The sequence below is a fragment of the Collinsella sp. AM43-1 genome (genome assembly GCF_003467925.1).
In the GTDB taxonomy this organism is placed as follows: Bacteria; Actinomycetota; Coriobacteriia; order Coriobacteriales; family Coriobacteriaceae; genus Collinsella.
Map to the genome: position 1 here is coordinate 101544 of NZ_QSFR01000008.1, position 25321 is coordinate 126864.

23 protein-coding genes are annotated in these 25321 nt (G+C 61.8%); 4 read left to right on the forward strand and 19 right to left on the reverse strand.

The window, feature by feature from the left end:
• Positions 1-4: 4 nt before the first annotated feature.
• The 9 genes from DW925_RS05375 to tmk all read right to left on the reverse strand — a co-directional run bounded on the left by DW925_RS05375 (position 5) and on the right by tmk (position 10393).
• Positions 5-1084 (reverse strand): NAD(P)-dependent oxidoreductase, encoded by a 1080-nt coding sequence (locus tag DW925_RS05375; protein WP_117790549.1) that lies wholly within the window; start codon positions 1082-1084, stop codon positions 5-7.
• Positions 1085-1182: 98 nt separating this feature from the next.
• Positions 1183-2136 (reverse strand): DegV family protein, encoded by a 954-nt coding sequence (locus DW925_RS05380; RefSeq protein ID WP_117635812.1) that lies wholly within the window; start codon positions 2134-2136, stop codon positions 1183-1185.
• A gap of 79 nt (positions 2137-2215) precedes the next feature.
• The gene (hpf, locus tag DW925_RS05385) at positions 2216-2800 is read right to left on the reverse strand and encodes a ribosome hibernation-promoting factor, HPF/YfiA family (RefSeq protein ID WP_117790550.1); all 585 of its coding nucleotides are present in this window, start codon (positions 2798-2800) and stop codon (positions 2216-2218) included.
• Positions 2801-3117: 317 nt separating this feature from the next.
• Positions 3118-4110 carry an ABC transporter substrate-binding protein gene (locus DW925_RS05390; protein WP_158565746.1) on the reverse strand — a complete coding sequence of 331 codons (993 nt, stop codon included), beginning with the start codon at positions 4108-4110 and terminating at the stop codon, positions 3118-3120.
• 750 nt (positions 4111-4860) lie between these two features.
• A complete protein-coding gene (locus tag DW925_RS05395; RefSeq protein WP_147349514.1) occupies positions 4861-6030 on the reverse strand; it encodes a hypothetical protein in 1170 nt (389 codons plus the stop codon).
• Complete coding sequence (locus DW925_RS05400) at positions 5981-6787, reverse strand: ComF family protein (protein WP_233509134.1); 807 nt, start codon at positions 6785-6787, stop codon at positions 5981-5983. Before DW925_RS05400 ends, DW925_RS05395 begins: the two co-directional genes overlap by 50 nt.
• A gap of 102 nt (positions 6788-6889) precedes the next feature.
• Complete coding sequence (locus DW925_RS05405; RefSeq protein ID WP_117790553.1) at positions 6890-8590, reverse strand: regulatory iron-sulfur-containing complex subunit RicT; 1701 nt, start codon at positions 8588-8590, stop codon at positions 6890-6892.
• Positions 8581-9708 (reverse strand): ATP-binding protein, encoded by a 1128-nt coding sequence (locus DW925_RS05410; protein ID WP_117790554.1) that lies wholly within the window; start codon positions 9706-9708, stop codon positions 8581-8583. Before DW925_RS05410 ends, DW925_RS05405 begins: the two co-directional genes overlap by 10 nt.
• A gap of 1 nt (position 9709) precedes the next feature.
• Complete coding sequence (gene tmk / locus DW925_RS05415; RefSeq protein ID WP_117790555.1) at positions 9710-10393, reverse strand: dTMP kinase; 684 nt, start codon at positions 10391-10393, stop codon at positions 9710-9712.
• A 240-nt stretch (positions 10394-10633) separates the two neighbouring features.
• Between tmk and DW925_RS05420 the strand changes: the two genes are divergently transcribed.
• On the forward strand, positions 10634-11617 hold the full coding sequence (locus DW925_RS05420) for a zinc-ribbon domain-containing protein (RefSeq protein WP_117790556.1): 984 nt from the start codon (positions 10634-10636) through the stop codon (positions 11615-11617).
• A 142-nt stretch (positions 11618-11759) separates the two neighbouring features.
• On the opposite strand, the gene DW925_RS05425 is transcribed toward DW925_RS05420, so the two are convergent.
• The 7 genes from DW925_RS05425 to DW925_RS05455 form a co-directional block, all read right to left on the reverse strand.
• A complete protein-coding gene (locus DW925_RS05425; RefSeq protein ID WP_117790557.1) occupies positions 11760-14336 on the reverse strand; it encodes a DNA topoisomerase I in 2577 nt (858 codons plus the stop codon).
• A gap of 54 nt (positions 14337-14390) precedes the next feature.
• A complete protein-coding gene (gene hypB / locus DW925_RS05430; RefSeq protein WP_117736066.1) occupies positions 14391-15074 on the reverse strand; it encodes a hydrogenase nickel incorporation protein HypB in 684 nt (227 codons plus the stop codon).
• A 55-nt stretch (positions 15075-15129) separates the two neighbouring features.
• Positions 15130-15486 carry a hydrogenase maturation nickel metallochaperone HypA gene (gene hypA, locus DW925_RS05435; RefSeq protein ID WP_117565013.1) on the reverse strand — a complete coding sequence of 119 codons (357 nt, stop codon included), beginning with the start codon at positions 15484-15486 and terminating at the stop codon, positions 15130-15132.
• 6 nt (positions 15487-15492) lie between these two features.
• Complete coding sequence (gene tatC, locus DW925_RS05440) at positions 15493-16284, reverse strand: twin-arginine translocase subunit TatC (protein WP_055285525.1); 792 nt, start codon at positions 16282-16284, stop codon at positions 15493-15495.
• The gene (locus DW925_RS05445; RefSeq protein WP_158565747.1) at positions 16284-16886 is read right to left on the reverse strand and encodes a twin-arginine translocase TatA/TatE family subunit; all 603 of its coding nucleotides are present in this window, start codon (positions 16884-16886) and stop codon (positions 16284-16286) included. Before DW925_RS05445 ends, tatC begins: the two co-directional genes overlap by 1 nt.
• Positions 16887-17040: 154 nt before the next feature.
• On the reverse strand, positions 17041-17355 hold the full coding sequence (locus DW925_RS05450; RefSeq protein ID WP_117790559.1) for an STAS domain-containing protein: 315 nt from the start codon (positions 17353-17355) through the stop codon (positions 17041-17043).
• A gap of 66 nt (positions 17356-17421) precedes the next feature.
• Positions 17422-18726 (reverse strand): aminotransferase class I/II-fold pyridoxal phosphate-dependent enzyme, encoded by a 1305-nt coding sequence (locus DW925_RS05455; protein WP_117790560.1) that lies wholly within the window; start codon positions 18724-18726, stop codon positions 17422-17424.
• A gap of 150 nt (positions 18727-18876) precedes the next feature.
• Here DW925_RS05455 and DW925_RS05460 point away from each other — a divergent pair, with 150 nt between their 5' ends.
• Positions 18877-19131, forward strand: coding sequence for a hypothetical protein (locus DW925_RS05460; protein ID WP_117790561.1), 255 nt, complete (start codon positions 18877-18879; stop codon positions 19129-19131).
• Positions 19132-19504: 373 nt separating this feature from the next.
• Here the strand turns inward: DW925_RS05460 and nhaA are convergent, their stop codons facing one another.
• The 3 genes from nhaA to DW925_RS05475 form a co-directional block, all read right to left on the reverse strand.
• Complete coding sequence (gene nhaA, locus DW925_RS05465; RefSeq protein ID WP_117646236.1) at positions 19505-20863, reverse strand: Na+/H+ antiporter NhaA; 1359 nt, start codon at positions 20861-20863, stop codon at positions 19505-19507.
• A gap of 267 nt (positions 20864-21130) precedes the next feature.
• Entirely contained in the window at positions 21131-22054 is a 924-nt protein-coding gene (locus DW925_RS05470; protein ID WP_006235927.1) for a manganese-dependent inorganic pyrophosphatase, read from the reverse strand.
• Between the two features lie 159 nt (positions 22055-22213).
• Positions 22214-23167, reverse strand: a complete 954-nt coding sequence (locus DW925_RS05475) for an ROK family protein (RefSeq protein WP_233540241.1) — start codon at positions 23165-23167, stop codon at positions 22214-22216.
• 340 nt (positions 23168-23507) lie between these two features.
• On the opposite strand from DW925_RS05475, the gene DW925_RS05480 reads away from it, so the two are divergent.
• Both DW925_RS05480 and manA read left to right on the forward strand, forming a co-directional pair.
• Positions 23508-24227, forward strand: coding sequence for a GntR family transcriptional regulator (locus DW925_RS05480; protein WP_117790563.1), 720 nt, complete (start codon positions 23508-23510; stop codon positions 24225-24227).
• A gap of 72 nt (positions 24228-24299) precedes the next feature.
• Positions 24300-25232, forward strand: a complete 933-nt coding sequence (manA, locus tag DW925_RS05485) for a mannose-6-phosphate isomerase, class I (RefSeq protein ID WP_369831917.1) — start codon at positions 24300-24302, stop codon at positions 25230-25232.
• Positions 25233-25321: the final 89 nt, after the last annotated feature.

Consider the following 25321-nt stretch of genomic DNA (forward strand, 5'->3'; position numbering starts at 1 on the left):
GGCGCTACTCCCCGTGATGGTGGCCGCAGCAGCACTCGTGACCGTCGTCATGGGCATGGCCGCCGCAGCACTCGTGGTCCTCGCCGTGGTGGTGTCCGCAACCGCACTCGCGGTCGTCACCATGCTCGCCGCAACCGCAGCCTTCCTCGTGAGCACCGTGTTCCTCGGGACGATACTTCGACCAGTCCAGACCGGCGGCGATGGCGTCGGCCTCCTCCTTATAGAGGACCGTGATGGCCTGGGTGCCCAGCTTGGCACCACCGATGGCGTCGAGCATGTCGTAGAGCGTAAAGGCCACGTCGGCGCCGGGCAGCGCAAGCTCGCGGTCGTCGGCATAGGCGAGCGCCAAGCGCAGGTCCTTAATGAAATGCTCGACCATAAAGCCGGGCTTGTAGTCGCCGTCGAATGCCTTGGGCGCCAGGCTCTCCATGGCGCCGGACTTGCCGGTACCGCCCAGGATCATCTGGCGGGTCTTCTCCAGGTCAAGGCCGCTCAGCTCGGCAAATGCCATGGCGTCTGCCATGCCGACCATGCAGGCGCCCAGCGACACCTGGTTGGCGAGCTTGGCAGCCTGGCCCTTGCCGGCGCCGTCGAAGCAGCAGATGTTGGCCGCGAAGGTGGCAAGGATGTCGCGGACCGGCGCGATGTCGTTCTCGGTGGCGCCCACGATAGCCGTAAGCGTGCCGGCGATAGCACCAGACTCGCCGCCGGTGACGGGGCAGTCAAACGCCATGCGACCAGAAACCTGGGCGGCCTCGGCAATGTCACGGGCGAGCTCGGGCGAGCTCGTGGTGAGGTCGATCAAGACCGCGCCCGGCTTGGTGCACGCGAGCAGGCCGTCGCCCGCCAGGTAGAGCTCCTCGACCTCGGAGGGATAGCCCACCATGGTAAAGACGACATCGGCGTTAGCCACGGCATCTGCCGGCGTATTGGCCCAGGCGGCACCGCGCTCGATAAGCGCGGCGGCCTTGGACTTGGTGCGGTTGTTGACCGTGACAGGATAGCCAGCATCCAGGATGTGGCCGGCGATGGGGGCACCCATGATTCCGGTGCCGATAAATGCGACAGAGAGCTTGTTTGCCATGAAACCTTTCCTTTTGGGTTGGGTGTTGTTACCAGGTTGAATACTCGATGCCAACGTTTGGGCTGTGAGTCGAGGGCGATTACGGACGCAGCGCTTGCCTACTGACCGCGCACGCGGCGGGCGATGCGGTCGGAAAGCGACGCCTTGTCGGCGCGGTTCTTACCCCAAAACGCGCAGGCCACCATGCCGGGGCCCACGTGCGAGCCAATGGTGGGACCCACGGAGCTGCGGATGATCGTGACGTCGGCGCAACCCTCCTCCTTGCGGATGGCGGCTTCGAGCCAGTCGCCGTCTTTCTCGGCATCGGCCGTCATGATGGCAATGGGCATGGTACGGTCAGGCACGTAGTTCTCGCGAAACGACTTGAGGATGGACTTGAGCGCCTTCTTGCGGCCGCGGTTGACGCCAATCAGCGACAGCGAGCCGGCCAGGTCGTAGGAGAGCTCGGGCTTGACATCGAGCTTTGCCGTGAGCTGCGCCGCCGCGGGCGGAATGCGGCCGCCGGCAGCCAGCGCGTCAAAGCTCTCGAGCGTAAAGTAACCGTGGACATAGGTCTTAGCCTCGTTTGCCCAGTCGACCAGCTGCTTGGCGGTCAGTCCCGCCGAACGCTGGCGCACGGCCTCGAGCGCCAAGAGCGCGCCGGTCGCGCAGGGCAGAGCGTTGTCGACCACGTACAGCTCAAAGTTGGGATACTCGGCACGCACGGCGTCCGCCGCCTGGCACGCGGAGTTGTAGCTCGACGACAGCGCCGAGGTAAAGCACAGGTAGACCGTGGGCGTGCCCTCTTTGGCGCACTCGGTAAAGAACTCGATATAGCGACCGAGCGACACAGCCGAGGTGGACACGCGGGCACCGGCGCGCATGCGATCGTAAAACTCCTTGGGTGTGATGCTCGACCAGATATCGTCCGTGCGCTCCTCGCCATCGATAATGAAGGGGAAACCCAAGATATCGACATCGAGGTTCGCGGCGACCTCGGGGCTAAAGTCGCAGCAGGTATCGACGACGATGCGGCAACGGTCCGAATGACCGGCGGATGCGGCCTTGTCCATCAAAGCGACTCCTTACGTAAAAAGGCGGCCACCCGCATGGGATGGCCGCCAACCGTTAACTCATGCAAGTTAACGTATTTTACTCGTCAAGTGTTTCGATGCGGGGCTTGATGATGCCATATCCACCATTCTTACGGTGATACACCACATTGATGAGACCGGTCGTCGCGTTCTCGAACACGTAGAAGTCGTGGCCCAGCAGATCGGTCTGCACCAGCGCCTGCTCCTCAGTCATCGGGGTGACGTCGATAACCTTCTCGCGGACGAGCAGGTCGTCCTCCTCCTCGGGCAGCAGCAGGTCGGCCAGATCGTCAACGCGCTCGACCGGCGCAACATCCGCGGCGCTGGCACCGCCCTGGCGGTTGTCCACGACCTTGGTCTTGAACTTACGCAGCTGGCGGGTGACCTTATCGGCGGAGAGGTCGATGGCGGCGTACATATCTGCACCGTGCTCGGCAACGCGAATCACCGAACCGCGGGCGCGAACCGTAACCTCGACGATTGCCGGGTTGGGGTTCGAGGGGTTCTTCTCATAGCGAAGTACAACGTCGACCGTCATGGGCTCGATATCGAAAACCTTGAGCGCCTCGCCGATCTTCTCATCCACATGCGCACGCAGAGCATCGGTTACCGTCGTCTTGCGTCCAGAAACCTTGATATCCATACGTGGCTCCAATCTGCCTCGGGGACTTACTGTACTGGCTATGTACCCATTGCCGTGCATTTAATCACGCGGATTCCCAAAGACCCGAATAACGATTGCTTGATACCGCATACCGAAGTCTCGCACTTTTCTGTGGCAAAGTGCGCTATAGGAGGGAGCCGGCGACTTTGTATTTGGTCCCGAAAATTGGCTTTGACCTGCTGGTTTTATAGAGATGAAAAAGCCGGGCTCCCCTATTGGGGAAGCCCGGCAGTGCGTGTTGAAACCGTGAAGAGGCATCTCTCCTAGCGCATAGGAGACGCCACCCCTAGCAATAACTAGCTATTAAGCTTGTTAATGTCGTCGTCGGTGATGGTGTCTTCCTGGCTGGACGATTTGTCTTCGGAGGGTGCGGTCTCATTGTTGGAATCGGAGGATTCGCTGCCGGAGGATGCGGAGCCAGACGACTGAAGGTTGACACCAGATACTGTCTTAGTGGTGAGGTCGTAGGGCATCGTGCCATACCAGACGCAGTGGACTGCCTCGAGCGTACCGTCGACCGTGATGCCGTCGAGGGCATCGCTCACGGCACGGCACAGTTCGTCATTGGACGAGAGGCCCGCAACACCAAGCGTCGAGGGCGCCTCGAGCGCACCGACATAGGAGATCTCGCTCATCAGGCGTGCAAGGTAGCCGCCGGCCGTGGAGTCGCAGATCACATAGTCGACTTCGCCGGACTCGAGCGCCTCAAAGCACTCGTTGATGTTGGAGTAAGTCTTTTGGTTGGCGGTGATGCTCTGCTTAGCAAGCGCCTCCTGCGAGGCCGAGGACATCTGGATACCCAGAGTAGACGTGTTAAGGGTATCGGTGGAAACGCTTAGCGACCCACCATCGCTGGTTTTACCGAACACGGAAGCGGCATCGTGCAGGCAGGTGCCGAGCGAGCTAACGTCCCCATCCGTGGAGTTGATCTCGCCGATAAAGATATCAGCCTTTTTGTCGCCGAGCGCGGAACCTGCCGAGGACGCATCGACAAAGGCGACCTTAAGGCCCATGCGGCTTGCGAGGGCGCGGGCAGCGTCGACTGCATACCCCGTGAGCTCGCCGTCAGCGCTCTGCATGGCCTGCGGCGCATCGGAGGTATCGAGGGCAACCGTCAGGGTACCGGGAGTGACCAGGGCATCATCCGACACCGTGGGCGTGACGGTCTCGTACTCGATCTGGTCGATCGTGGGAGTCGTGAACGCAGACAGCGGGTTGAACGCGCATCCGCTCAGGCCCAAAACGGCGATGACCGCCGCGGTCCCAGCACCTAACCGAGCCGCGTGCATCAAGCTGCCCCTCACCATGTCCACTACCCTGCCTTCTGTGTCGTATACGATCCGTGCGTTGCACGAAATATCAGATTGTTCCCACCAGCTGACCTGGTATTTGACCCCACACTTGCGCACCGGGGTGTTTGCTCGGGAGGCCGCAGCCACCTTCACGACTGGCCCGCTCGCCCGCGAGGCGGTATTGCCCCAAAGAAAGTAGAACGGACGGTGCGGCTTACATCTAGGACGCGCCATGATCGCGCCGCGCGCACGCGGTCGCTTACGTGGATCCCTTTGACCGCGTCTGTCTTGGACTAGGACGGGCATTTCGTCCGTCCGCAACCACAGCCTGGTAGGAACGTAGCGCATTATAGCTAAGTTCAAGCTAAAGTTTAAGGTTAGGGGCGTCATTCGCATCGCGAGTACAGATTTCGCAGGTCGGAGTGGGCTATTCGTGCCTCTGTGAAGCCCGGAGCTCCCCTATGGGGAGCTCCGGGGCACCCTTCCTAGGGTGCCGTGGCCAAAAAATGGCAGATATGAGTACTGTCACCAATTTAGTAACAGGCAATTTTGGCCTCTCGGACAGATTTTGCGCTCAATGTCGCTAACCTGATGCTTAGTTATTCCACATTTGTTTATTATCTTCTTACTTTATGCCGCCTCCGAGTCCTAAATTCCTTGATTTTGCTGTTACTGATTTAGTGACAGTACTCATATTTGCCATATTTTGGCCAGGGCATATGATTAACCCCCTATTTTCGACGTGAATTAGACCGGCTTAAGCCCAAAACACGCCCGCAGCGTGTTAAGCAACGCCTCTTGCTTCTTCCTGCGGGCATCGACGCGATTCCGGTACCGCTTTCGCATACGCTGGTGGATGCGCCATGCGAGCGCTTCCATCGCTTCCATGTCGCAAAGCATTTCGTTGTTGACCGTTGCGACCTCGATTCCCATAGTAATCAAGCCCGTGTTGCGTTTTTCATCATGGATACGTCCCCTCCGAGAGGAATGGCCCAGCTCACCGTTGTATTCCAGGTCAAACCGGGCCGCTTCTTGATACGCATCGCAAACTGCATGAGGCATCCCCGAGATTGCCTGCGCACGGTCATCGAACTCGATCTTGTAGTCGGTCTTAAAAGGTCCGCAGGCAAACCCGCCATAGGAAAACGGAAGCGAAAACAGAGCGAGCATGATGCACTCCATGGGCGAGAGCAGGTTTTCTGACAAGTAGGGACACAGACGCTGCAATTGTTTGGCCGTGCTTCCCTTGCATGTCGTAAGGTAATCTGCCAGGCGATCGGGCGTCAGCACCGGTTCGACTTCAAAGTAGCCCACGTCTGCTGGCTGGTCCTTGTCCTTTGCAAGTTTATTCGTAACAGGCGAGGTGTAGGGAGGCAGATACTTCCCGCGGTCGCTCAGTGAAATCTTAGAGCACAGCTCCTGGGCCAGGGCAAACGCCTGGATGCAGCCGACCTCGCGCGCAACGGCAACACAAAGGGCCTCGGGAGATAGGCTGTACACCCCCGGTTCCACCTCTAGAATCGAGCCGGCGGGCAACCCGGAACACACGGACCAGCCTACGCCAGGCATGCGGCGGCGCTGCGCCGCAGATCCCACCAGCAAGCACAGATCTTCTTGCACCTCGCCACTTTTGGCTCCAATTCGCACCAAGTCAGGAAGATAGATATCCTCGGTCGAGGGCGACGACGTGCGCAGCACACGGCGCTCTTCATCGGGATTAAGGTCCTTCCAGCTGATATAGCCCATCTGCCGGCGCTCGGCGCGCATCATGCGCAGCGCTGAAGCGCCTGTTAGGATTACGGAAGCCGCTAGCTGTTCGCCTGTCGGCTCGTTGCGCCGCTCAATCTTCACTGCCACAAAACCACCCCTACCAAACACGTGCGATAGCAAGGCCATCGACTGCCGCAGCGCCGGCACGCTTGAGCTCCGCCGAGGCTGCTGCCATGGTCGCGCCCGTGGTGATAACGTCATCGATAAGCAGTAGGCGGCGGCCGCGCACGTCCTCAACCGTCTCGTACATGCCTTGGGCACGCTCGCGACGCTCCTCACGACCGAGTTCGCGCTGGTCGCCATGCCCGTACTTGACGAGGGCATCGAGCAGGGGAACACCCGACAGCTCGCAAAATGGGCGCGCAATGGCCTCCATATGATCGAAACCACGCCGCCGAAACGCTGCCGCCGTCGCAGGCACAAACACCACCGCATCCGCACCGGACAGCACACCTCCTAAGCGATCGGGCGCTACGACCTGGGCATGCAGGGCGGTGTCGTAGAGCAGCTCCGCCAGATACGGAGCCAGACGTCGCTCGCCCGCATCCTTGTACGCTTTAATGATGCGCGGCAGCGGATGCGCATAGACGGCGCACGCCAGGCAGCGATCGAGCGCCTCCGCCATTGCCGAGGACGTGCCCTCGACCGAACACTCAGTGCACAGCAAATCCCCAAACGGGGCGCCGCATCGGGTGCAGCTATGACGTGGGTCGATGAGCGTGAGCGCAGCCAGGCAGTCTTGGCAAATAAGCGTACCGGCGCGCTCGCAGCCGGCACATCGTGTTGGCGACAATGCCTCGAGCGCCTCGCGTGCCACCCGCTCGGCAAACGGTAGTAATTCGTCCGCAAACGGTAGGGCACCGGCACCCTGCAGACAGCTCAATATGTTCAGATGGCTCTTCACGACACAACCCTCCCTACGTTCGATCGCAGGGAGGGTTGTTGATTCAGCGCTATGGTACCCCGACGCGATTGGGGCAAGGCTGGTTAAATCCGCTCGCGGGCGTTATTCGCCGGCAGGCGGTTGTGGTGCAGACGAAGACGGGGCCGAGCCCTCGCCACCATCCTGGCGCGGCTTGCGGGAACGGCGACGGCGACGGCGCTTTTGACCCTGGTCGGCCGAGCCCTCGCCACCGCGATCCTCGCGCGGCTCGCGCTCGTCGCGAGCGGCGCCACGCGAAGCCTTGGCAGCCGCTCCCCCGCCATCTCCGGGACGACGGCGCGTGACCTTGACCTCGCCATCCGAGACCTGATCGGCAACGGAGGGCACTGAGGGCTTCTGCTGCGCGCCCGAGGAATGGCGACGACGCGGACGCGGCGCGCGCTCCTCCTCGCCACGTGACTTGCCGCCCTTGTCGGCAGGCGCGTCGGAGGCCGAGGCGCCCTTGGAAGCGGCACCAGCCTCGCGAGCAGCTGCGGCGCGGAAGGCGTCCTCGCGCTCCTCGCTCGACAGATGACGGCGGCGACGTCGTGTGGGGTTCATGCCACCGCCGCGATTCTGCTGCTGGGGCTGTTGAACCTCGCGCTCGCGAGCGCCGTTCTTGCCGGCGGCTGCGGCCTCGCCGGCATCGGCAGAGCCCGCACGCTTGCGGCGGCGACGGCCGCCAGCGGCCTCCTCGGCCTCAGGCGTTGCGGCATTGCCACGGCCCTTTCCGCGGCCACGGCTCTCGCCCTGGCTCTGACCGGCGCGAGCATCGGATTCGGCATCGCGACGACGACGCTTGGGCATCGACGTGCCAGCAAGACGGTCGGCGCTCGACAGGCCATCGCCCACGTCGACGCCGTTCTCGCGGTCGAGCTCCATGAGCGCCAGGCGCATCTCGGGCGACTCGATGCGCTCGAGCACATCGCGCGTCACGCAGTCGGGGCGGCAATTGCAGCCCTGCTCGGCAGCCTTCTTCTTGCAGCCCTCCGAGCAGGTCATATCGGCCAGGTTGACCTTAAAGACTTTGCCGTTCTCCAGGCGCAGCACCAGCTGCTCACGCGGCGTGTCATATTCCTGAATACGCGCCTTGCCGAGCGGCGTATCGATGAGCGTCTTCTTTTTGGGCGCGCGGCTCTTAAAGTCCTTGTAGGCCTCGAACTCGTAGCGCAGGCAGCACATCAGGCGGCCGCACACGCCGCTGATCTTGGACGAGTTGAGCGGCAGGTCCTGCTCTTTTGCCATGCGGATCGAGACGGGCTCAAACTGTCCGCCAAAGCGCGTGCAGCAGAGCTCCTGTCCGCATTGGGCGTAGCCGCCCACCAGGCGGGTCTCGTCGCGCACGCCGATCTGGCGCATGTCGACGCGAATGTGCAGCGTCGAGGACAGGTCCTTGACGAGCTGACGAAAATCGACGCGCTCCTCGGCCGCAAAGTAGAACACGGCCTTCTCGCCGCCAAACAGGTACTCGACGCCGACCGGCTTCATCTCGAGGTCGAGCTCCTTGACCAGGCGGCGGAAGTCGACCATGGCCTCGTCGCCCTGGATGGCCAGGTCGTCGGCAAGCTGCAGGTCGATGTCGCTCGCCACGCGCAGCACGGGCTTGAGCGGCTGACCGATCTCGTCTTGCGGCACCTCGAAGGGATCGGCCGTGACCAGGCCGATCTCGGTTCCGCGCTCGGTGGAGCAAATGGCATAATCGGCCTCGAGGATATCCAAATCCTGCGGATCGAACCACAGGTCGCGCGAGGCGTAGGTAAACTTAACGGGTACGACTAACGGCATTTCAGTGCCTTCCTGATATCGAACAGCATGACCTCGATGGCCAGCTGGGGAGTAACGTTCCTGGCAATGTTGCGCTCGGCGGTCGCGACTGCCTCGAGCGCCCGCGTGGCACCCGCAACATTGGTCGCGGCGGCAAGCCGCCCGATCGTGTCGCGCACGTCCTCGTTCACTACGTCGGCTGCCTCGTCCTGAAGCGTCAGCAGCACGTCGCGCATGAGCGTCCGCGCGCTCGCCAGCGCTTCCATGATACCCGAACGCTCGCGCGCGTTGAGTTCGCGCTTGTTGCGGTCCTCAAGCTGCTTCAATGCTCCACGCGACAGGTAGTCGGCATTTTGCTCGAGCACCTTTTCCTGCGTGGACTTGACCTCGGCGAGCGGCGCCTTGACGGCGACGATGAGCGACTTGGCGCGACTGAGCACGTCGGCCTCGTCGGCGGCAATGAGTGAGTCGATGGCACGGACCATCTGACGGCGAGCGTCCTGGCGCTCGGCGCTCTTGAGGAACTCGATACCGCGCGTGGGGCTCCCCGCCACGGCGACCGCCATGCGACAACGCGCGAGGTCCTGGCCGGTGGCGCGGCTCACGGCCTGCGCGGCCACGGCGGGCGACACCAGCCGAAACGGCACGCACTGGCAGCGGCTCACGATGGTGGGCAGCATCACGTCTGCCGAGGTGCCCAGCAGGATGAACATGACACCCTCGGGCGGCTCCTCGAGCGTTTTGAGCAGCGCGTTGGCGGTGTTGGCGCGCAGTTGCTCGGCACGGTCGATGATGTAGACCTTGGCCTTGGCACGGATGGGCGCCAGTGGCACGTCATCGAGCAGCTCGCGGGTCTGGGCAATGAGGTAACCCGTGGCGCTCTCGGGCGTGTAATAGTGCACGTCGGGGTGCGTATGGCGGGCGACGCGCACGCAGCTATCGCATGAGCCGCAGCCATCCTGCTCGCACAGGAAGGCTTGGGCGAGCGCCCACGCGGCGTCGAGCTTGCCCGCGCCGGGAGCGCCCAAAAACAGGTAGGCGTGCGATGCGCGACCGCTAGCGACGGCATTGGTCAAAAAGTCACGCACGCGCTCTTGGGTGTCGAGCTTGGCCAGCAGGCTTGCCTGAGCGGGGGCCATGTTACTCGGCCTCCTTGGCAAGCGCGGCGGCGACGGCTTCCTGCGGAATGTCGAGACCGTACGCGCGAACCTGCTCGACCGTCTTCTCGAAGACTTCCTCGATGGTCGCGGTGGCGTCGATGAGCTTTACGCGGGCGGGTTCCTCGGCAGCAATTGCGCAAAAGCCCTGGTAGACACGCTCCTGGAATGCCATGCCTTTTGCCTCCATGCGATCTGCCGCGCCACGGGCGGCCATGCGCAACGCCGCCTGCTCGGGCGTGATGTGGTAGACGAGTGTGAGCGCCGGGTGCGTACCGGCGACGGCCAGGTTGTTGGCATCGCGCACCATCTGGCGATCGAGGCCGTCGGCAAACGCCTGGTAGCAGGTTGTGGAATCGTAGAAGCGGTCACACAGTACCACCTTGCCGACAGCAAGGGCGGGTGCGATGACCTCGTGCACCAACTGGGCGCGCGCTGCCTCGTAGAGCAGCAACTCGCAGGTGTCGCCCATCGCCGTATTGGCGGGGTCGAGCAACAGAGCACGGATCTTTTCGCTGATGGCAGTGCCGCCCGGTTCGCGCAGGCTCACAACCTGGTGGCCAGCGAGCTCGAGCGCACGGGCGAGCAGGTGCGCCTGCGTGGACTTGCCGGCACCGTCGACGCCCTCGAGCGTGATAAAGCTATGTTGAGCAGGCTCAAAAGCCATGGGCGCAGCCCCTTCCTACAAGGCGCGTAAATGCGAGTTACAGCAACCAAGCCATGATACCCCAGTGCTCGGCACGTCCCCAATGGCTAAAGGCGCCTTTCCAAAGTTGCGGTGAAATAGGGACTGATTGAAGCTCTGAGACCGCCAAACAGTCCCTATTTCACCGCAACTTATGATGGGGAATTTTGGATGCTGGGTATAATCGTCGTATTGCATTGAAATGTGGCGAAAGGAGTGGCAATGTCTCGGTATTGCGCCTCGTGCGGCAAGCTTCTTGCAGATGATGCCAAGTTCTGCACCTCGTGCGGTGCACCCGTTGAGCAAACAGCCGCGAGCGATAGCCAGCCCGCTTTTGAGCAGACCGGCTCCCTTGATACGCCGCAAGCCAAGGCGGACGACCCCCTCGCCTATAGCCCCGACCCCGCCGCAGGGACCGAGGCCGTCGAGACCACGCAGCGCATACCCGTCGCGAGCGGCTCGCCCCAACAGCAGCCGGCTCCCGCATACGCGCCCGCTTCGCCACAGACCCCCGCTCCCAAAAAGAGCGGCACCGGGCCGCTTATCGCCGTTATCGTTGTGCTGGTGGCGATCATCATCGCCCTGGTCATTTTCTTTGTGATCAAGCCTTTCGACAACGCCGCCACGCAGACGACTGCCGCGGTAGCTAAGCTGCACCATGACGTCGACGACGATGACCTAAAGCCTCTCGGCGATCCCAACAGCCTGTACGACGATGATGACGATGACGACGAGGATGGCGGCGAAGCAACGCTCTCCGAGCAGAACCTCTACCGCCGACTGAGCGAATACTACGACTTGCTCGAAGACCTCGACAACTACGTCCGTGGCTGCGCGCAGAACTTCAACGGCAGCTATCTGGAAGAGGATCGAACCACCCGTCAAAATCTCGCCGACGTCGCCGAGCGCACGGAGGACACCATCGAGCAGTATTACGACATCGTCGAGGACCTGGACGTCCCGACGAGCTCTAAGAACTACAGCTCCTGGAAAGACATCGTTACCCTGTATGACGACCTGGACCACCGCATTGACGCGATCTGCGATGCCTGGGAGATCAGCCTGAAGTACGCAAAGCCCGCGGACCACAAGAATGAGATCGTGGCGCCGCTGTCACGCGACAACGTGGCGGGCACTAATGACAATAAGTACCGCCTAGACTTTGAGGAGCGCTATCCCGGCGCCAAACCTGTCGAGGTGAACTAGCGCTTTGTCGTTCCCGAGCCGGCAGTTAGGGACGTTCCTAAACTGCCGGCAGAAAAGGAACGTCCCTAACTGCCGGTCAAAAAAACGAGCGAGGATCGCGGGGTCCTCGCTCGTTTTTTTGGGCAATGTTTCGACTGCGCCGTTACTTGTCGGCGGCTGCTTTCTTGGCAGTCGACTTCTTCGCGGTCGTCTTCTTGGCGGCAGTGGCTTTCTTAGCCGTCGTCTTCTTTGCCGTGCTCGCCTTGGTTGTGGTCTTGCGACCGCGGGCGGGCTTCTTCTCCTTGGTCGGGCAGTCCATGTTGACGCAGATACGCCACGGACCGCGCGCCGTGTTGACCACCACGATGGGGGCGCCGCACTCGGGGCAGGTCTCGCCCGTCGCCTCGAGCTTGCCGCGCGCCGGCAGCGGATAGCTCACGCCGCAGTCATCGTAGTTGGTGCAGCGGATAAAGCGCTTGCCGCTCTTCTCGCTCTTGTGCGCGATCAGGTCGCCGTGACGTCCGGCCTCGGCACACACCTTGCACTCGCCCACCTTAAGGTCGGGCTCGTAGTTGGTGGGGCACGTTGGGTTCACGCAGATCTCGAAGGCCTTCTGGCGGAACGGCTGGCACTTAATGCGCGGCGCGCCGCACTCGGGGCACACGGCCGCCTCGCCCTCGAGCGGGCTCACCTTGACGCCGCTCGGCACCGGATAGGTCACATCGCAGTCGGGCCAGCCCATGCAGCCGATAAAGCTGCCGCGGGTCTTGGCGCTCGTCTTCATAACCAGGTCCTTGCCGCACTTGGGGCAAGCGCCCACACGTGCATCGGCCGTGACGGCGTCGCTGATGGCGTCGCCCAGCTCCTGCGTGTGCTTGAGCAGCTCGTCGAGCACGCCAGCCAGCAGCGCGCGCGAGTGCGTCACGACATGCTCTTCGGTATCCTCGCCGCGCTCGACGCGGGTCATATCGCCATCAAGCTCGCTGGTCATATCGGGGCTCGTGATGCGCGGGGCAAACTGCGACAGTGCATCGATAATGGCGATACCCAGCTGGCTCGGCTCCACAGGATCGTTCTTGAGATAGCGCACGGCATACAGACGCTCGATAATGCTCGCGCGCGTGGACTTGGTACCCAGGCCACGCTTTTCCATCTCCTGCACGAGCTTGCCCTGGCTGTAGCGTGCGGGCGGCTCGGTCTGCTTGGCCTCGAGCTTCATGTCGAACACGTCGACCGTATCGCCCTGCTCCAGCGGCGGCATCTGCTCGTCGCGCTTAAGGCCGTACGGGTACGCCTCGCGGAAACCCGGGGTCACGAGCACATCGCCCGAAGCCACGAACGGCTCACCGTTCACGTCGAGCTCGAGCTTGGTGTTCTCGATGGTCGCGGGACCCATAAGCGTCGCCAGGAAGCGGCGGGCGATGAGGTCGTAGAGCTTGCGCTGGCCGCCGTCGAGCGTGGACGGATCGCCCTCGCCCGTGGGATAGATAGGCGGGTGGTCGGTGGTCTCGACTTTGCCGCGCGTGGGCTTCATGGGGCCGGCGAGCACCTTTTTGCATACGGGCGCCAGCGCCGGGTTAATCTTTGCCAGGTCGCTCACCACGGCGCCCAGATCGAGCGTCGCGGGGTACACGGTGTTGTCGACACGCGGGTAGCTGATAAGACCGGCCATGTAGAGGGACTCGGCGATGCGCATCGTACGCGCAGGCGAGATGCCCTCGGCCGCGGCGGCAGCCTGCAGCGAGGTCGTCGCAAACGGCGTGGGCGGCTGCTGCTTACGCGAGCGCTTGGTCACCGCGGCAACGGTCGCCGTCGTAGCGCCGTCGACGTGGCCGTACGCCATCTCGGCAGCATCTTTGTCGGTAAAGCGCGCTGTCTTGTGCGCGATCTTAAAGCGATCGTCCTCGGCAGCGCCCTGCGCGGCACCCATGCCGCAAATCTGCCAATAGTCCTCGGGCACAAACGCCATGCGCTCGCGCTCGCGCTCGACCACCAGGGCAAGCGTCGGTGTCTGCACGCGGCCGGCGGAGCGCACGTTGCCAAAGCCGCCAAACTTGGCGAGCGTCAGATAGCGCGTGAGCACCGCGCCCCAAATGAGGTCGATGTGCTGGCGGCTCTCACCGGCATCGGCCAGGTTCTGGTCGAGCGAGACGAGATTATCGAAGGCCTGCGTGATCTCGGCCTTGGTAAACGAAGAGTACTGGGCGCGGGCAACCGGCAAATCGGGCGCCACCTCACGCACCTTGTTGAGGGCGTCCGAACCGATCAGCTCGCCCTCGCGATCGAAGTCCGTGGCGATGATGACGCTGTCGGACTTTTTGGCGAGGTTCTTAAGCGAGCGGATGAGCTCTTTCTCGGCCGGAAGCTTAATGACGGGCGCCCAGGTGAGATAGGGCAGGCTCTCGAGCTTCCAGCCCTTGATGGAAATGCCATCGGCAAGGAACGGCTTGCGCTTGGTGTCGTACGGCGGGCGGGCCAGGCCATCGGGCATATCGGCCGGCAGCATTTCGCCGTCCTCCGTGACCGAATACCAGCCCAACTTTTTATCGAACAGCACACTGTCGCAAAAATCGGGTGCCAGGATGTGACCGGCAAGGCCGATCGTCACGCACTCCTCGCCCTTCCACTCAAAACGGTAGATGGCGGTGTTGTACACCTTGTCCTTTTTGGGCTTACCCGTGGACAGACGCTCGGCGATCTGACGCGCGGCGTCGTTTTTCTCAGCGATGATGAGCTTCAAAAGAGGCTCCTATCTCGTGTGTCTGCGGCTGCGCCCGCCCTCTTGGCGGCCGACTTACGCCCTTGCTTGCTCAATCTGCCCGATGAGCCAATCGCACCAGGCATCCATGCCCTCGCCCTTGCGCGCGCTCACGGCAAACCGCGGCGCCTGCGGATTGAGGTCATCGAGTGTCTTAGTATACCTATCCATGTCAAAATCGAAAGCCGGGGCCACGTCGACCTTATTGAGCAGCTGCGCGCCGGCGTGCTGGAAGATGCCCGGGTACTTGATGGGCTTGTCGTCGCCCTCGGGCACCGAGAGGATCATGATGGACAGGTTCTCGCCCAGGTCAAAGTCGACCGGGCAGACCAGGTTACCCACATTTTCGATAAAGATGACGTCGATGTTCTCCAGACCGACGGCCTGGTCGAAGGCATCGACGGCCTCCATGATCATGTTGCCCTCGAGGTGGCACAGGCCGCCCGTGTTGATCTGGATGGCGGGCATGCCGGCTTCCTTCATGGTGATGGCGTCGACGTCCGAGGCGATATCGCCCTCGATAACGGCACAGCGCAGGCTGGCTTTGTCACGCAGGCGCTCGTTGGTGCCCAGAATCGTGGTGGTCTTACCCGAGCCAGGGCTCGACAGCACATTGATCACGTAAGTGTTCGTCTGCTCAAACCGCTGACGCAGCTGATCTGCCAGGCGCTCGTTGCGCGACAGAATCGGCGACGCGATATCAATCGTTTTCTCGGCCATACTTAGCGCTCCTTACTTTGGCCCTTTTATACCCCATCGCTAGATGGCGAGCGTGCTAATCGTCGGGGGTCTCGATCTCGATACTTGCGATGTCGAGTTCGCGGCCATGCAGCAGACGCACGTTGGCACCGCCACATTGGGGACAACGGCAATGGAAACGGTCGTGCTCAAAGACCTCACCGCAGTCCAGACACTCGCTTTGTGGATGGACTTCCTCCACGGCAAGCTCGCAGCCGCGCGTGAGCGGGTCCTCGTCGCGAAACGTCTCCCACGCAAAGTCAAGCGCCTCGCGCACGACCTCGGTCATATCCCCGATACGCAGCGTTACCAAAACGGCACGCGAGGCCCCCGCCCCACGCGCCGCGCGAATCACTGTATCGAGTATGCCGTTGACAATGCCAACCTCGTGCATACCGATTTACTCCTCGTCGTCCTCGTCGTCCGAGAACAGGTCCAGACGGCTCACAAACAAGCCCTCCTTGCCCTCGCGCGCGGTAATGACCACGCGGGCGATGGCGAGCGAAATCTCGTAGAGCGAGAGCAGGGCGCCATACATGAGGCCCAGCGTAACGGGCGAGCCGTCGGGCGTAATCACAGCCGAACCCACAAGCAGGCCTACGTACACGTAGCGCCAGGCGCTGCGGAAGGCCGCGTAGGACACGATGTGGAAGACGGACAGGTAGAAGATGATGAGCGGCAGCTCAAACGCCACACCAAAGCCGATCATAAAGAGCAGCTCCATGTTGACGTAGTTCTCCAGGTCGGGCAGCGCCGTGGCGACGGCCGAGGTCTCGCCGATAAGCCACTCAAAGCCCGCCGGGATGATGATGAAGTAGCAGAAGATGGCACCCAAGAAGAACAGCACCGTCGAGGCGAGCACCGTGGGCACGACCCATTTGCGCTCGTTGGGACGCAGTGCCGGCAGGAAAAATGCCAGAATCTGCCAGATGATCATGGGCGTGCACATGACCACGGCCATCTTGATGGCCAGCGAGAAGCGCAGTCCAAAGCCGCCGAGCGTGGTGGTGATGTAGAACTTACCGTCCGGCACAAAGGAGCGGATGGGGTCTTCCAGGATGTCGAGCACCACGGGCGTGGCGAAATACAGCACGATGGCGGCGGCAAACACCGACACGACCACGATGGTCAGGCGGCGACGGAGCTCGCCCAGGTGATCGAAGAGCGGCATGCGCGCAGGTCCGATAGGCATTACTCATCGCCTCCCTTCGGGGCGTCGGCGGCAGCAGTCTCGGCAGCGGCATCGTCGGTGGCCTCGAGCTCGCGAGCGAGCTGGTCGACGACGGCCTTGCGCTTGCGGGGACGACGGGCGTAGAGGTCAGCCGTCGTGGGCTCTGCCGGCTCGGGCTCGGGCTCCGGCTCTGCAGCAGGCTCGGGCTCGACGACAGGCCCGGCGGCAGCGGCAGGCTCGGCACCCTCGGCCTTGGACTCCTCAGCAGCACCCTCGCCCTCGGCGGCAGCCTCGCTCGCGGCCTTCTCGGCAGCAAGACGGGCGCGACGCTCGGCAAAGGTCTCCTTCTTGGCGGGCGCTGCCGTCTCGGCGGCATCCTCGTCCGCATCGGAATCGTCGTCGGTCGCAGCAGCCTTCTTGGGCTTGACCGGAGCCGAAGCGGCCTCACTCACCGGATCGATAATCTCGGACTGAACAACGGCCGTCATCTTTTCCTGCGTCTCGCGGAACTGACGGATGGCACGGCCGATCGTGCGGCCCATCTGCGGGAGCTTATCCGGGCCAAACAGCAAAAAGCCGAAGACCACGATGATCGCGAGCTCACCCTCTCCAATACCAAACACACATACCTCCAAGGCTCGATGTGAGTCGAGCCCGCACCGCGCCATTCGGCCGGAACTCGTCTATTCATTCGGTCAAGTATAGCGCCCGGACGCCAAAACGTCCGAGCGCATCACAAACATATGCCAAACGGCACGCCCTTTTTGGGGGCAAAGATTATGCAGCGGTGATCGAAATTTCCTGGTCGACACCCAACAGCTGAACCACGCGCATCACCGGGGGCTGCACATTGGTGCAGCCAAAGCGCTTGCCGTGATCGACCGCGTGGTGCGCGGCGCCCACGAGCACGCCAATGCCCGTCGAATCGATGTAGCTCACCTGGGCAAAATCGAGCTCAACGGCCTCAGTGGGCTGCTCGAGCGCCAGGTCGATGGCATTGCGCAGGCTATCGGCGTTAGAGATATCGATTTCGCCGGTCACCTTGATGGTGTAGAGCTCCGGCGTGGGGTTCGTGGAAATACCCAAATCCATGTATGTGCTCCTTTGCGTATCGAGAGTGCGAAATGTACGAGGCGCGGACTTGCAGGGCTCTGCGCGTTAGGCGCGCTCGGCACGCGCGAGCTCGGCAGCGACGAGCTTAACGGCCAGCACCAGTACGTCGAGCGCGGCCTCCAGGTCCTCGACCGTGGGATAGCTCGGCGCGATGCGGATGTTGGTGTCGCGCGGGTCCTTGCCATAAGGCCAGGTGGCACCAGCCGGCGTGAGCTTGACGCCCAAGTCGGCACAAAGCGCGGCAACCTTCTGGGCCGAGCCCTCGGGGCCATCAAAGCTCACAAAGTAACCGCCACGGGGATGCGTCCAGGTGGCGCAACCCGTGTTACCCAGGCCTTCGGTAAGCTTGCGCTCAACGGCCTCAAAGCGCGGGCGCAAAAACTCGGCATGCTTTTTCATGTGCTCCTTGACCGCCTCGATGGTGGGAAGGAAACGCACATGACGCAGCTGATTGAGCTTGTCGGCGCTGATGAGGCCGGCCTTCAGGCGCTTGGAGAACTCCGCGATAACCGCGGGGCTCGCACCGATAAAGCCGATACCGGCACCCGGGAAAGTGATCTTGGACGTCGAGGCGAATGCCACCACGCGGTCCTCGGTGCCCGCCGTGCGGGCAAGATCGAAGATGTTGGCGAGCTCGTCGGTCTCGTCGTACAGGTCGTGCACGCAGTAGGCGTTGTCCCAGAAGATGCGGAAATCGGGTGCGGCCGTGGGCATCTCGACCAGGCGACGCACGGTGTCCTCGCTAAAGGTAATGCCCGTGGGGTTGGAATACTTGGGCACGCACCAGATGCCCTTGATGGAGTCGTCGGCGGCAACCAGGCGCTCGACCTCGTCCATGTCGGGGCCAGTCTCGGTCATCGCGACAGGAACGTTCTCGATACCCAGATCGGCGGTAATGCCAAAGTGACGGTCGTAGCCGGGAACCGGGCACAGGAACTTGACCTTCTTGCCGTCGTGCGCGGCCTCGTAGGCATCCCAAGGCTCGCTGCCGCACGAGCCGCAACGCCAGAACATGCCGGCAATATCGTGCTCGATCAGCAGGCTCGACGAACCCAGCACGAGCGTCTGCTCGGCGGGGCAACCTAGGAACTCCCCTGCCAGCTTGCGTGCCGAGGGAATGCCCTCAAAGCAGCCGTAGTTGGAGCAGTCGACGTTGCCGTCGTGCAGATCGGCGTCGGCATTGAGGATATCGAGCATGGGGCGCGAGATGTCCACCTGGGAGGGCGACGGCTTGCCGCGGGCCATATCGAGTGCCAGACCCTTGGCCTTGACCTCGGCGACCTCGGCTTTGAGCGCCTCGATGGCGGCATCGAGTTCGGTGGTTTCCATCTTCTGGTAGATCGTCTGCATGGGTGCGACCTTTCGCGAAGCGGGACGTTGCAGTTCGTCTAAGTATAGACCGCCACCGCCGTAACGGTATGAAGCCGTGATAGATTAAGTTCATCGCAATGAATTAGAACATCGCCGCGCATGCCGGCGTGGGGCGCCCAAGGAGGCACTATGGAATACGGTTCGTTTAGGGCCGAGGAGTTCGGCGACCTGCAGCGCCTGGTCGACGGGCTGTTTTACGACCGACACGCCATCGACCGGCTTGATCTGATCGTGCAGGCCGAGATCTTGGACCTGGCGCCCGACCTCATGGAGATCGTGAACCTTTTGCCACCCGGCTATTACGACCGCCAATCGCTTTGCGACCAGATCAACTCCGCCTTAGCCGCCCACGGCTGGGGCGCTGTCTACGGCACCGTGGAATAAGCCTCGAGGCCGGCGATTTGGCCCGCTTCCCGACCTTGGCGAGGCTTGTTTTAGGGCTTGTGGCCAAAAAAGGGCAAATATGAGTACTGTTACCTTTTTAGTAGCAGCGATTCTTGGTCGAAATCGGCAAAACTCGACTTGAAACTTCCTAATCACCGTCAGCTAGCGCCAAATTGGAAGTCGATGGTCACTCATTAACGTACAGTTCTTATAACTTTGTTCATTATTTTCCACACCTAAAATGATACGCCGTTTGTGACAGTACTCACAAACGGCGTTTTTTGACCACTGGCGTGTCTGGCAGGCGGCAAGCACCGCCCGAATCCGCATTTTGAACGCGCCCGAATCGGTTCTGGAGCCGGTTTTCGCGCTCTTACTCGTCTTTGGGCGAGGGATGCTTGCAGACCACGCTCATGTAGATCATGCCGAGCACGGCTGCGGTGACCGAACCGGCGAGAATAGCGGCCTTGGCTGCAAGAACCTCAAACTGGGCCGTCGGGAAGGCAAGGCCGCTGATGAGAATCGACATGGTAAAGCCGATACCGCCCAGAATGCCCACGCCGGCAATCATGTGCCAGTTGACATTGTGCGGCAGCTCGCAGGCCTTAAGCTTAACCAGGGCAAACGTCATACCAAAGATGCCGATCGGCTTGCCCAGCAGCATGCCAAAGTACACGCCGAGCGTCACCGGATCGGTGAGCAGCGTGCTCATGTCCACGCCCACTAAGCGAACCTGAGCGTTTACGAACGCAAAGATCGGCAGGATCACAAAGTTGACCGGCGTGGAGATCAGACGCTCCATACGGATAAGCGGCGGGGTCACGCGGTGCATGACGCGCTCGACCTTGGTAGTCGAGACGGTAAAGTCATGCTGGCCCAGGATGTGTGCCTCGTCGTCGTAGCGGTCATCGAGCAGCGGCAGGCACTCGCCCAGCCAATCGGTGAGACTATCGAGCTTGACGCCGCACTTGGCCGGAATGGTGAAGGCCAGGATGACGCCAGCAAGCGTGGCATGTACGCCGCTCTTGAACATGCAGAACCACAACAGCAGCCCCAGTACCGAATACGGGGCAAGGCGGTAATGCTGCGTCTTGTTGAGCCACACGAGCGCGCAGGTCACAAGCGCGGCGGCGCCCAACCAAAACGGATTGGGGCTCTGACCGTAGAAGATGGCGATGGCGGCGATGGAGATCAGGTCGTCGGCGATAGCGAGCGTCGAGAAGAACACGCGCACGCCGTTGGGAACGCGGTTGCCCAAAAGCGACAGCACGCCCAGCGCAAAGGCAATATCGGTTGCCATGGGGATGGCCCAACCGTTGCGGGCGCCGGCATGGTTAAAGATCAGGTAGATGCAGGCGGGAACGACGACGCCGCCCACCGCCGCCAACATGGGAAGCATGGCCTGACGCGGATTCTTGAGCTCGCCGACCGTCATCTCGTACTTAAGCTCAATGCCCACCAACAAAAAGAAAATCGCCATGAGGAAGTCGTTGACGAAAAGCTCAACGGTGAGACCAGCCGTAAGGTTGCCCAGACCCACATACAGCGGGGTCTCCAAAAAGTGATGGATGGCCTCGTAGGCATCGGTATTGGCGCAGATGACGGCGGCGATGGCGGCGATCACCATGACGGCGGCAGAAATGGTGCCGTTCTCGGCAATGCGCTCCCAGATGTCGTGACGTTCAAAGCGCTTGCGCTCACGAACGTTGAACAGCTGCTCAGTTGCTGCCATGGGCGGCTCCTTTCACGGGAAAGTTCCCGTCTTAAAAAAGCACGGCCCGCCCAAGTGGCGGCGCCGCGCTCTATCGTATTACGCTTGCATCTAGCCTACCCTGCACGACAAGCACGCAGGCGTGGCCGAAAAGCGGAACCACAGGTTGAACATTATTTGCTCAACGGCACGGGCGCGCCTGCCCAAGAGACGACGCAGCGCCGTGCACAAAAAACGACCGGAGCGCGGGGCGTCCGCGATCCGGTCGTGGCGTTCGGTCAACTAAACCTAGCAGGCGGCCATGATGGGGGCAGCGACCTGCTTCTTACGGGAGAGGACACCCGGCATCCAGACGCCGTCGTGCTCGTCGGCAATGCCCAGGCCCTTCTGAGCGGCCTCAGTCTCGCCCTCGAGCAGGACCTGCGAGCCCTCCTCCATGATGTCAGTGATGCACAGGACGATGCCGTCAGCACCCTTCTCGGCGGCGTAGGCGCGCATGGCCTCGCGGATCTCGTCAATCATGCCAAGCGCACGGCTCTTGTCGACGGTCTCGTACTGGCCAATGAGCAGCTTCTTGCCAGCGGGCTCGAACATCTTGATGTCGTTGCCGACCATCTCGGCTGCAGTGAAGGAGCCGGACGGACGGGTGAGGAAGACCTCCATGCCAAACTTGACCGGGTCGACGCCCACCTGCTCGCCGAGCTTGGCGGCGACGGCGCGGTCGACATCGGTGGTGGTGGGGCTCTTGAGCATGAGCGTGTCGGTCATCATGGCCGAGAGCAGCAGCTTGGCCTGGACGTCGGAAAGCTCAACGCCGAGCACGCCGGCGAGCTTGGTGACGATGGTGCAGCTGGAACCCCAGGGCAGGCAGATGTAGTGCAGCGGGCCGGCGGTCTCGAAATCGCCGATGCGGTGATGATCGACGACGCCAAAGACCGTGGCGTCCTTAAGGCCGGCGACAGACTGGGCGGACTCGTTGTGGTCGGTGAGGACGACGAGCTGGCCGGCCTCGACGGACTCGATCACGCGGGGCTCGGCAATGCCGGCGTCGGCAAGCAGCTTGGCGGACTCGGCCGGAAGCTGACCAAGGGCGCAGGCCTCGTAGGTGTTGCCGGCATACTCAACTTGGTTGAGCAGCTGGGACAGGACGACGGCGCTCATGATGGCGTCGTTATCGGGGTTCTGGTGACCAAAGACAAGAACGTTTGCCATGGATATCCTCCACTTGATATGTGTACTTGGACGTAGCTATGGTAGCACGCTGACGCCGAACCTTATGAGACGGAAGGGTCGCGGCACAATTTGGGGCAGGCGCTGAGGCGAGGTCAGGGACGAAGCCTGTCCCCCTTTCACCACCTGCCCCCGCACCAGCTATTTACCGGCGGCGCGCAGGGCTACGTAAGCGGCACCGATGATGCCGGCGTCGTTGCCGAGCGAAGCGACCTTAATGGGCGTCTCGCGCGAGGCGGAGAGCGCGTACTGCTTAAAGTGCTCGCGGACCTTGTCGCGGTAGACATCGGCCGAAGCGGAAGCACCGCCGCCGATCAGGAACATCTCGGGATCGACCACGTTGGCAATAAGCGCCAGGGCGCGGCCGAGATAGTCGGCCATGGTATCGGCAGCTGCCAGCGCGAGCTTGTCACCCTCGCGGCAGGCCTGGAACACGTCCTTGGAATCAGAAGGCCCGGTGAGCTCGATGGGCTCGACGCCCGCCTTCTTGCACTCGGCAAGGTAGTTACTCACCACGCCGGTGGCGCTGGAATACTGCTCCAGATGGCCATGGCCGCCACAGCCGCAGGTGCGCTCCTCTTCGGGGTTCAGGCACATGTGGCCAATCTCGCCGCCGGCACCCACAACGCCCGATACCACGTCGCCGTTAACGATAACGCCACCGCCCACGCCGGTACCGATGGTGACCATCACCACGTTCTGTACGCCCTTGGCAGAGCCGAGCCAGGCCTCGCCCATGGCAGCGGCGTTGGCATCGTTTTCGTACTTAACGACCGCGTCGGGGCAGTGCTCCTGAATGGCGACTCTTAGCTCGGGCAGGTTAATGGCAATGTTGGCCTTGACCTTGGCATCGCCCGATGCCGGGATGGGGCACGGAACGGCCAGGCCAATACCCGCCACAAAGGCGCGCGGAATCTGGGCCTTGGCGACCACCTGGTCGATAGCCTCGGTCACCGCGGCAAAGCCCGCGGCGTCAACGATAGGAGGCGTGGGCACGCTGGCCTTGGCAAGCAGGTTGCCGTCCTCGTCGAACAGGCCTTCCTTAACCGAAGTGCCGCCAACGTCGATGCCGATATAGTACTGCTTAGGTTCCATGGGAGCCCACCTTTCTCGTTTAAACATTGCCTGTATGGTACCGCTCCCCAGGCAAAAACCTGTCAAAAAGGGACAGGTTTGTTTTGGCAGGTTTTATCTGGGAAAACGCAAGGCATGAAATTCGGTTCGCTGGGCGGCAAAACGGCCCAACCCCGTCCTCGAGCCAATCAATTTGCTCAATACCACATTATTAGAGTGCATATTAATTTGAAGCGCTCTAGTTGTTAAAGAGAAGCGTTTTTCAATTATCTCTTTCTCGAACTTTTCAAAAACGCAATAGGGATGCTTAGGCGTGGACTATACTTTCGTTTGTACTCAATCAAGCCGGAAAGGAGGTTCCATGATTCCCAAATACGAGGCAATAGCTGCAGATATCCGTCGAAGCATCGAGGACGGCGCTCTAAAGCCGGGCGACAAGCTGCCCACCGTCGTTGAGTTCTGCGAGCTCTATAGCGTTTCCAAAATCACCGTCAAACGAGCTATTGAGCAGATTACCGATGAAGGTCTTGTTACCAGCCGGCGCGGATCGGGCACCTACGTTAAGGACACGGCGGGGCTTCCCGGCCAGGCGTTTTTCCAGGGCAAGAACGATCGCTCCCAGGGCTTTTCGTATGAGCACCGCGGGGAGAAGGTGACCTCGGTGGTCTACGATTTCTCGATTGTCAATCCGCCAGCAGACGTCGCTGCCCAGCTGGGAATTGCCGAGGACGACTTTGCCTATCACATCGTGCGCGTGCGCCAGGTCGACGAGAAGCCCATCGTCATCGAGTACACCTACATGCCTCTCGAGCTGATACCGGGCCTTAAAAAGAAGGACCTGTACGGATCGGTCTATAGCTTTATCCGCGAGCAATGCGGGCTGAAGATTTCGAGCTTCCACCGCACCATCCGTGCCGTGGCGGCAACCGAGGAAGAGGCCGAGCGCCTGGACACCAAACCCGGCTCTCCCCTGCTCGAACTCAACCAGATTGGCTTCTTGGATAGCGGCACCGCGTTTGAATATTCTGTCTCGCACAACGTAGGCGACCGCTTTGAGCTGCACAACGTAACGCTGGCCTAGTTTTGTAATCCGGTGGGTGCTCGTTTTGAGCTGTCTTACGCGGCACCCGCACAACCTTATGGGAGTATGCACATGTCCGATTTGATTAAACTCACGCCGATCTTCCACGAGAAGATCTGGGGCGGCCGCCAGCTGGAGACCGTATTTGGTTACGACATTCCCGAGGGTCCCATCGGTGAGTGTTGGGCTATCTCGGCCCACCCCAACGGCGACTGCCAGATCGCGGAGGGCCCGTACGCCGGTCACACGCTTTCGTGGCTGTGGGCCGAGCACCGCGAGCTCTTTGGTAACTGCGAGGGCAAGGAGTTCCCGCTGCTCATTAAGATTCTAGACGCCAAGGACGACCTTTCGATCCAGATCCATCCCAATGACGAGTACGCCGCCGAGCACGAGAACGGCAGCCTGGGCAAAACCGAGTGCTGGTATGTACTGGACTGCGAGCCCGGCGCCACGATCATCGTCGGACAGCGCGCGCACGACCGCGCCGAGGCCGCGCGTATGATCGAGGACGGCCGCTGGGACGACATGCTCAACGTGCTGCCGATCCACAAGGGCGACTTTTTCCAGATTGATTCCGGTACCGTCCACGCCATCAAGACCGGCACGCTCATTTTGGAGACGCAGCAGTCGAGCGACGTGACGTATCGCCTGTACGACTACGACCGTCCCGGCACCGACGGCAAACTGCGTCCCCTGCACATTGAGCAGAGTCTCGACTGCATCGACTTTGATTCTCAGGCCCCGACCGACGGCACCGTGACCGCGCCCGAAGTCGACGGCGTGACCGAACTCGAGTCCAACCCCTGCTACACCGTCGATCGCGTGCGCGTCAACGGCAGCAAGACCTTGGAGCAGCACTGGCCCTTCATGTGTCTGTCGGTCATCGACGGCGAAGGCACCGTCTGCGGCGACCCCGTCCACAAGGGAAGCCACCTGCTAGCCCCGAGCACCGTCAGCTCCATCGACCTCGAAGGCAAGATGGAACTGATCATCAGCCACCTGTAAGCTACCGGTCCCCGAGCGCTCGCCGGGACGGGGCGCGGGGTTTGGTCGCCTGCTCGGACAGTCCTGCTCGCACGGAGAGCACATTAAGT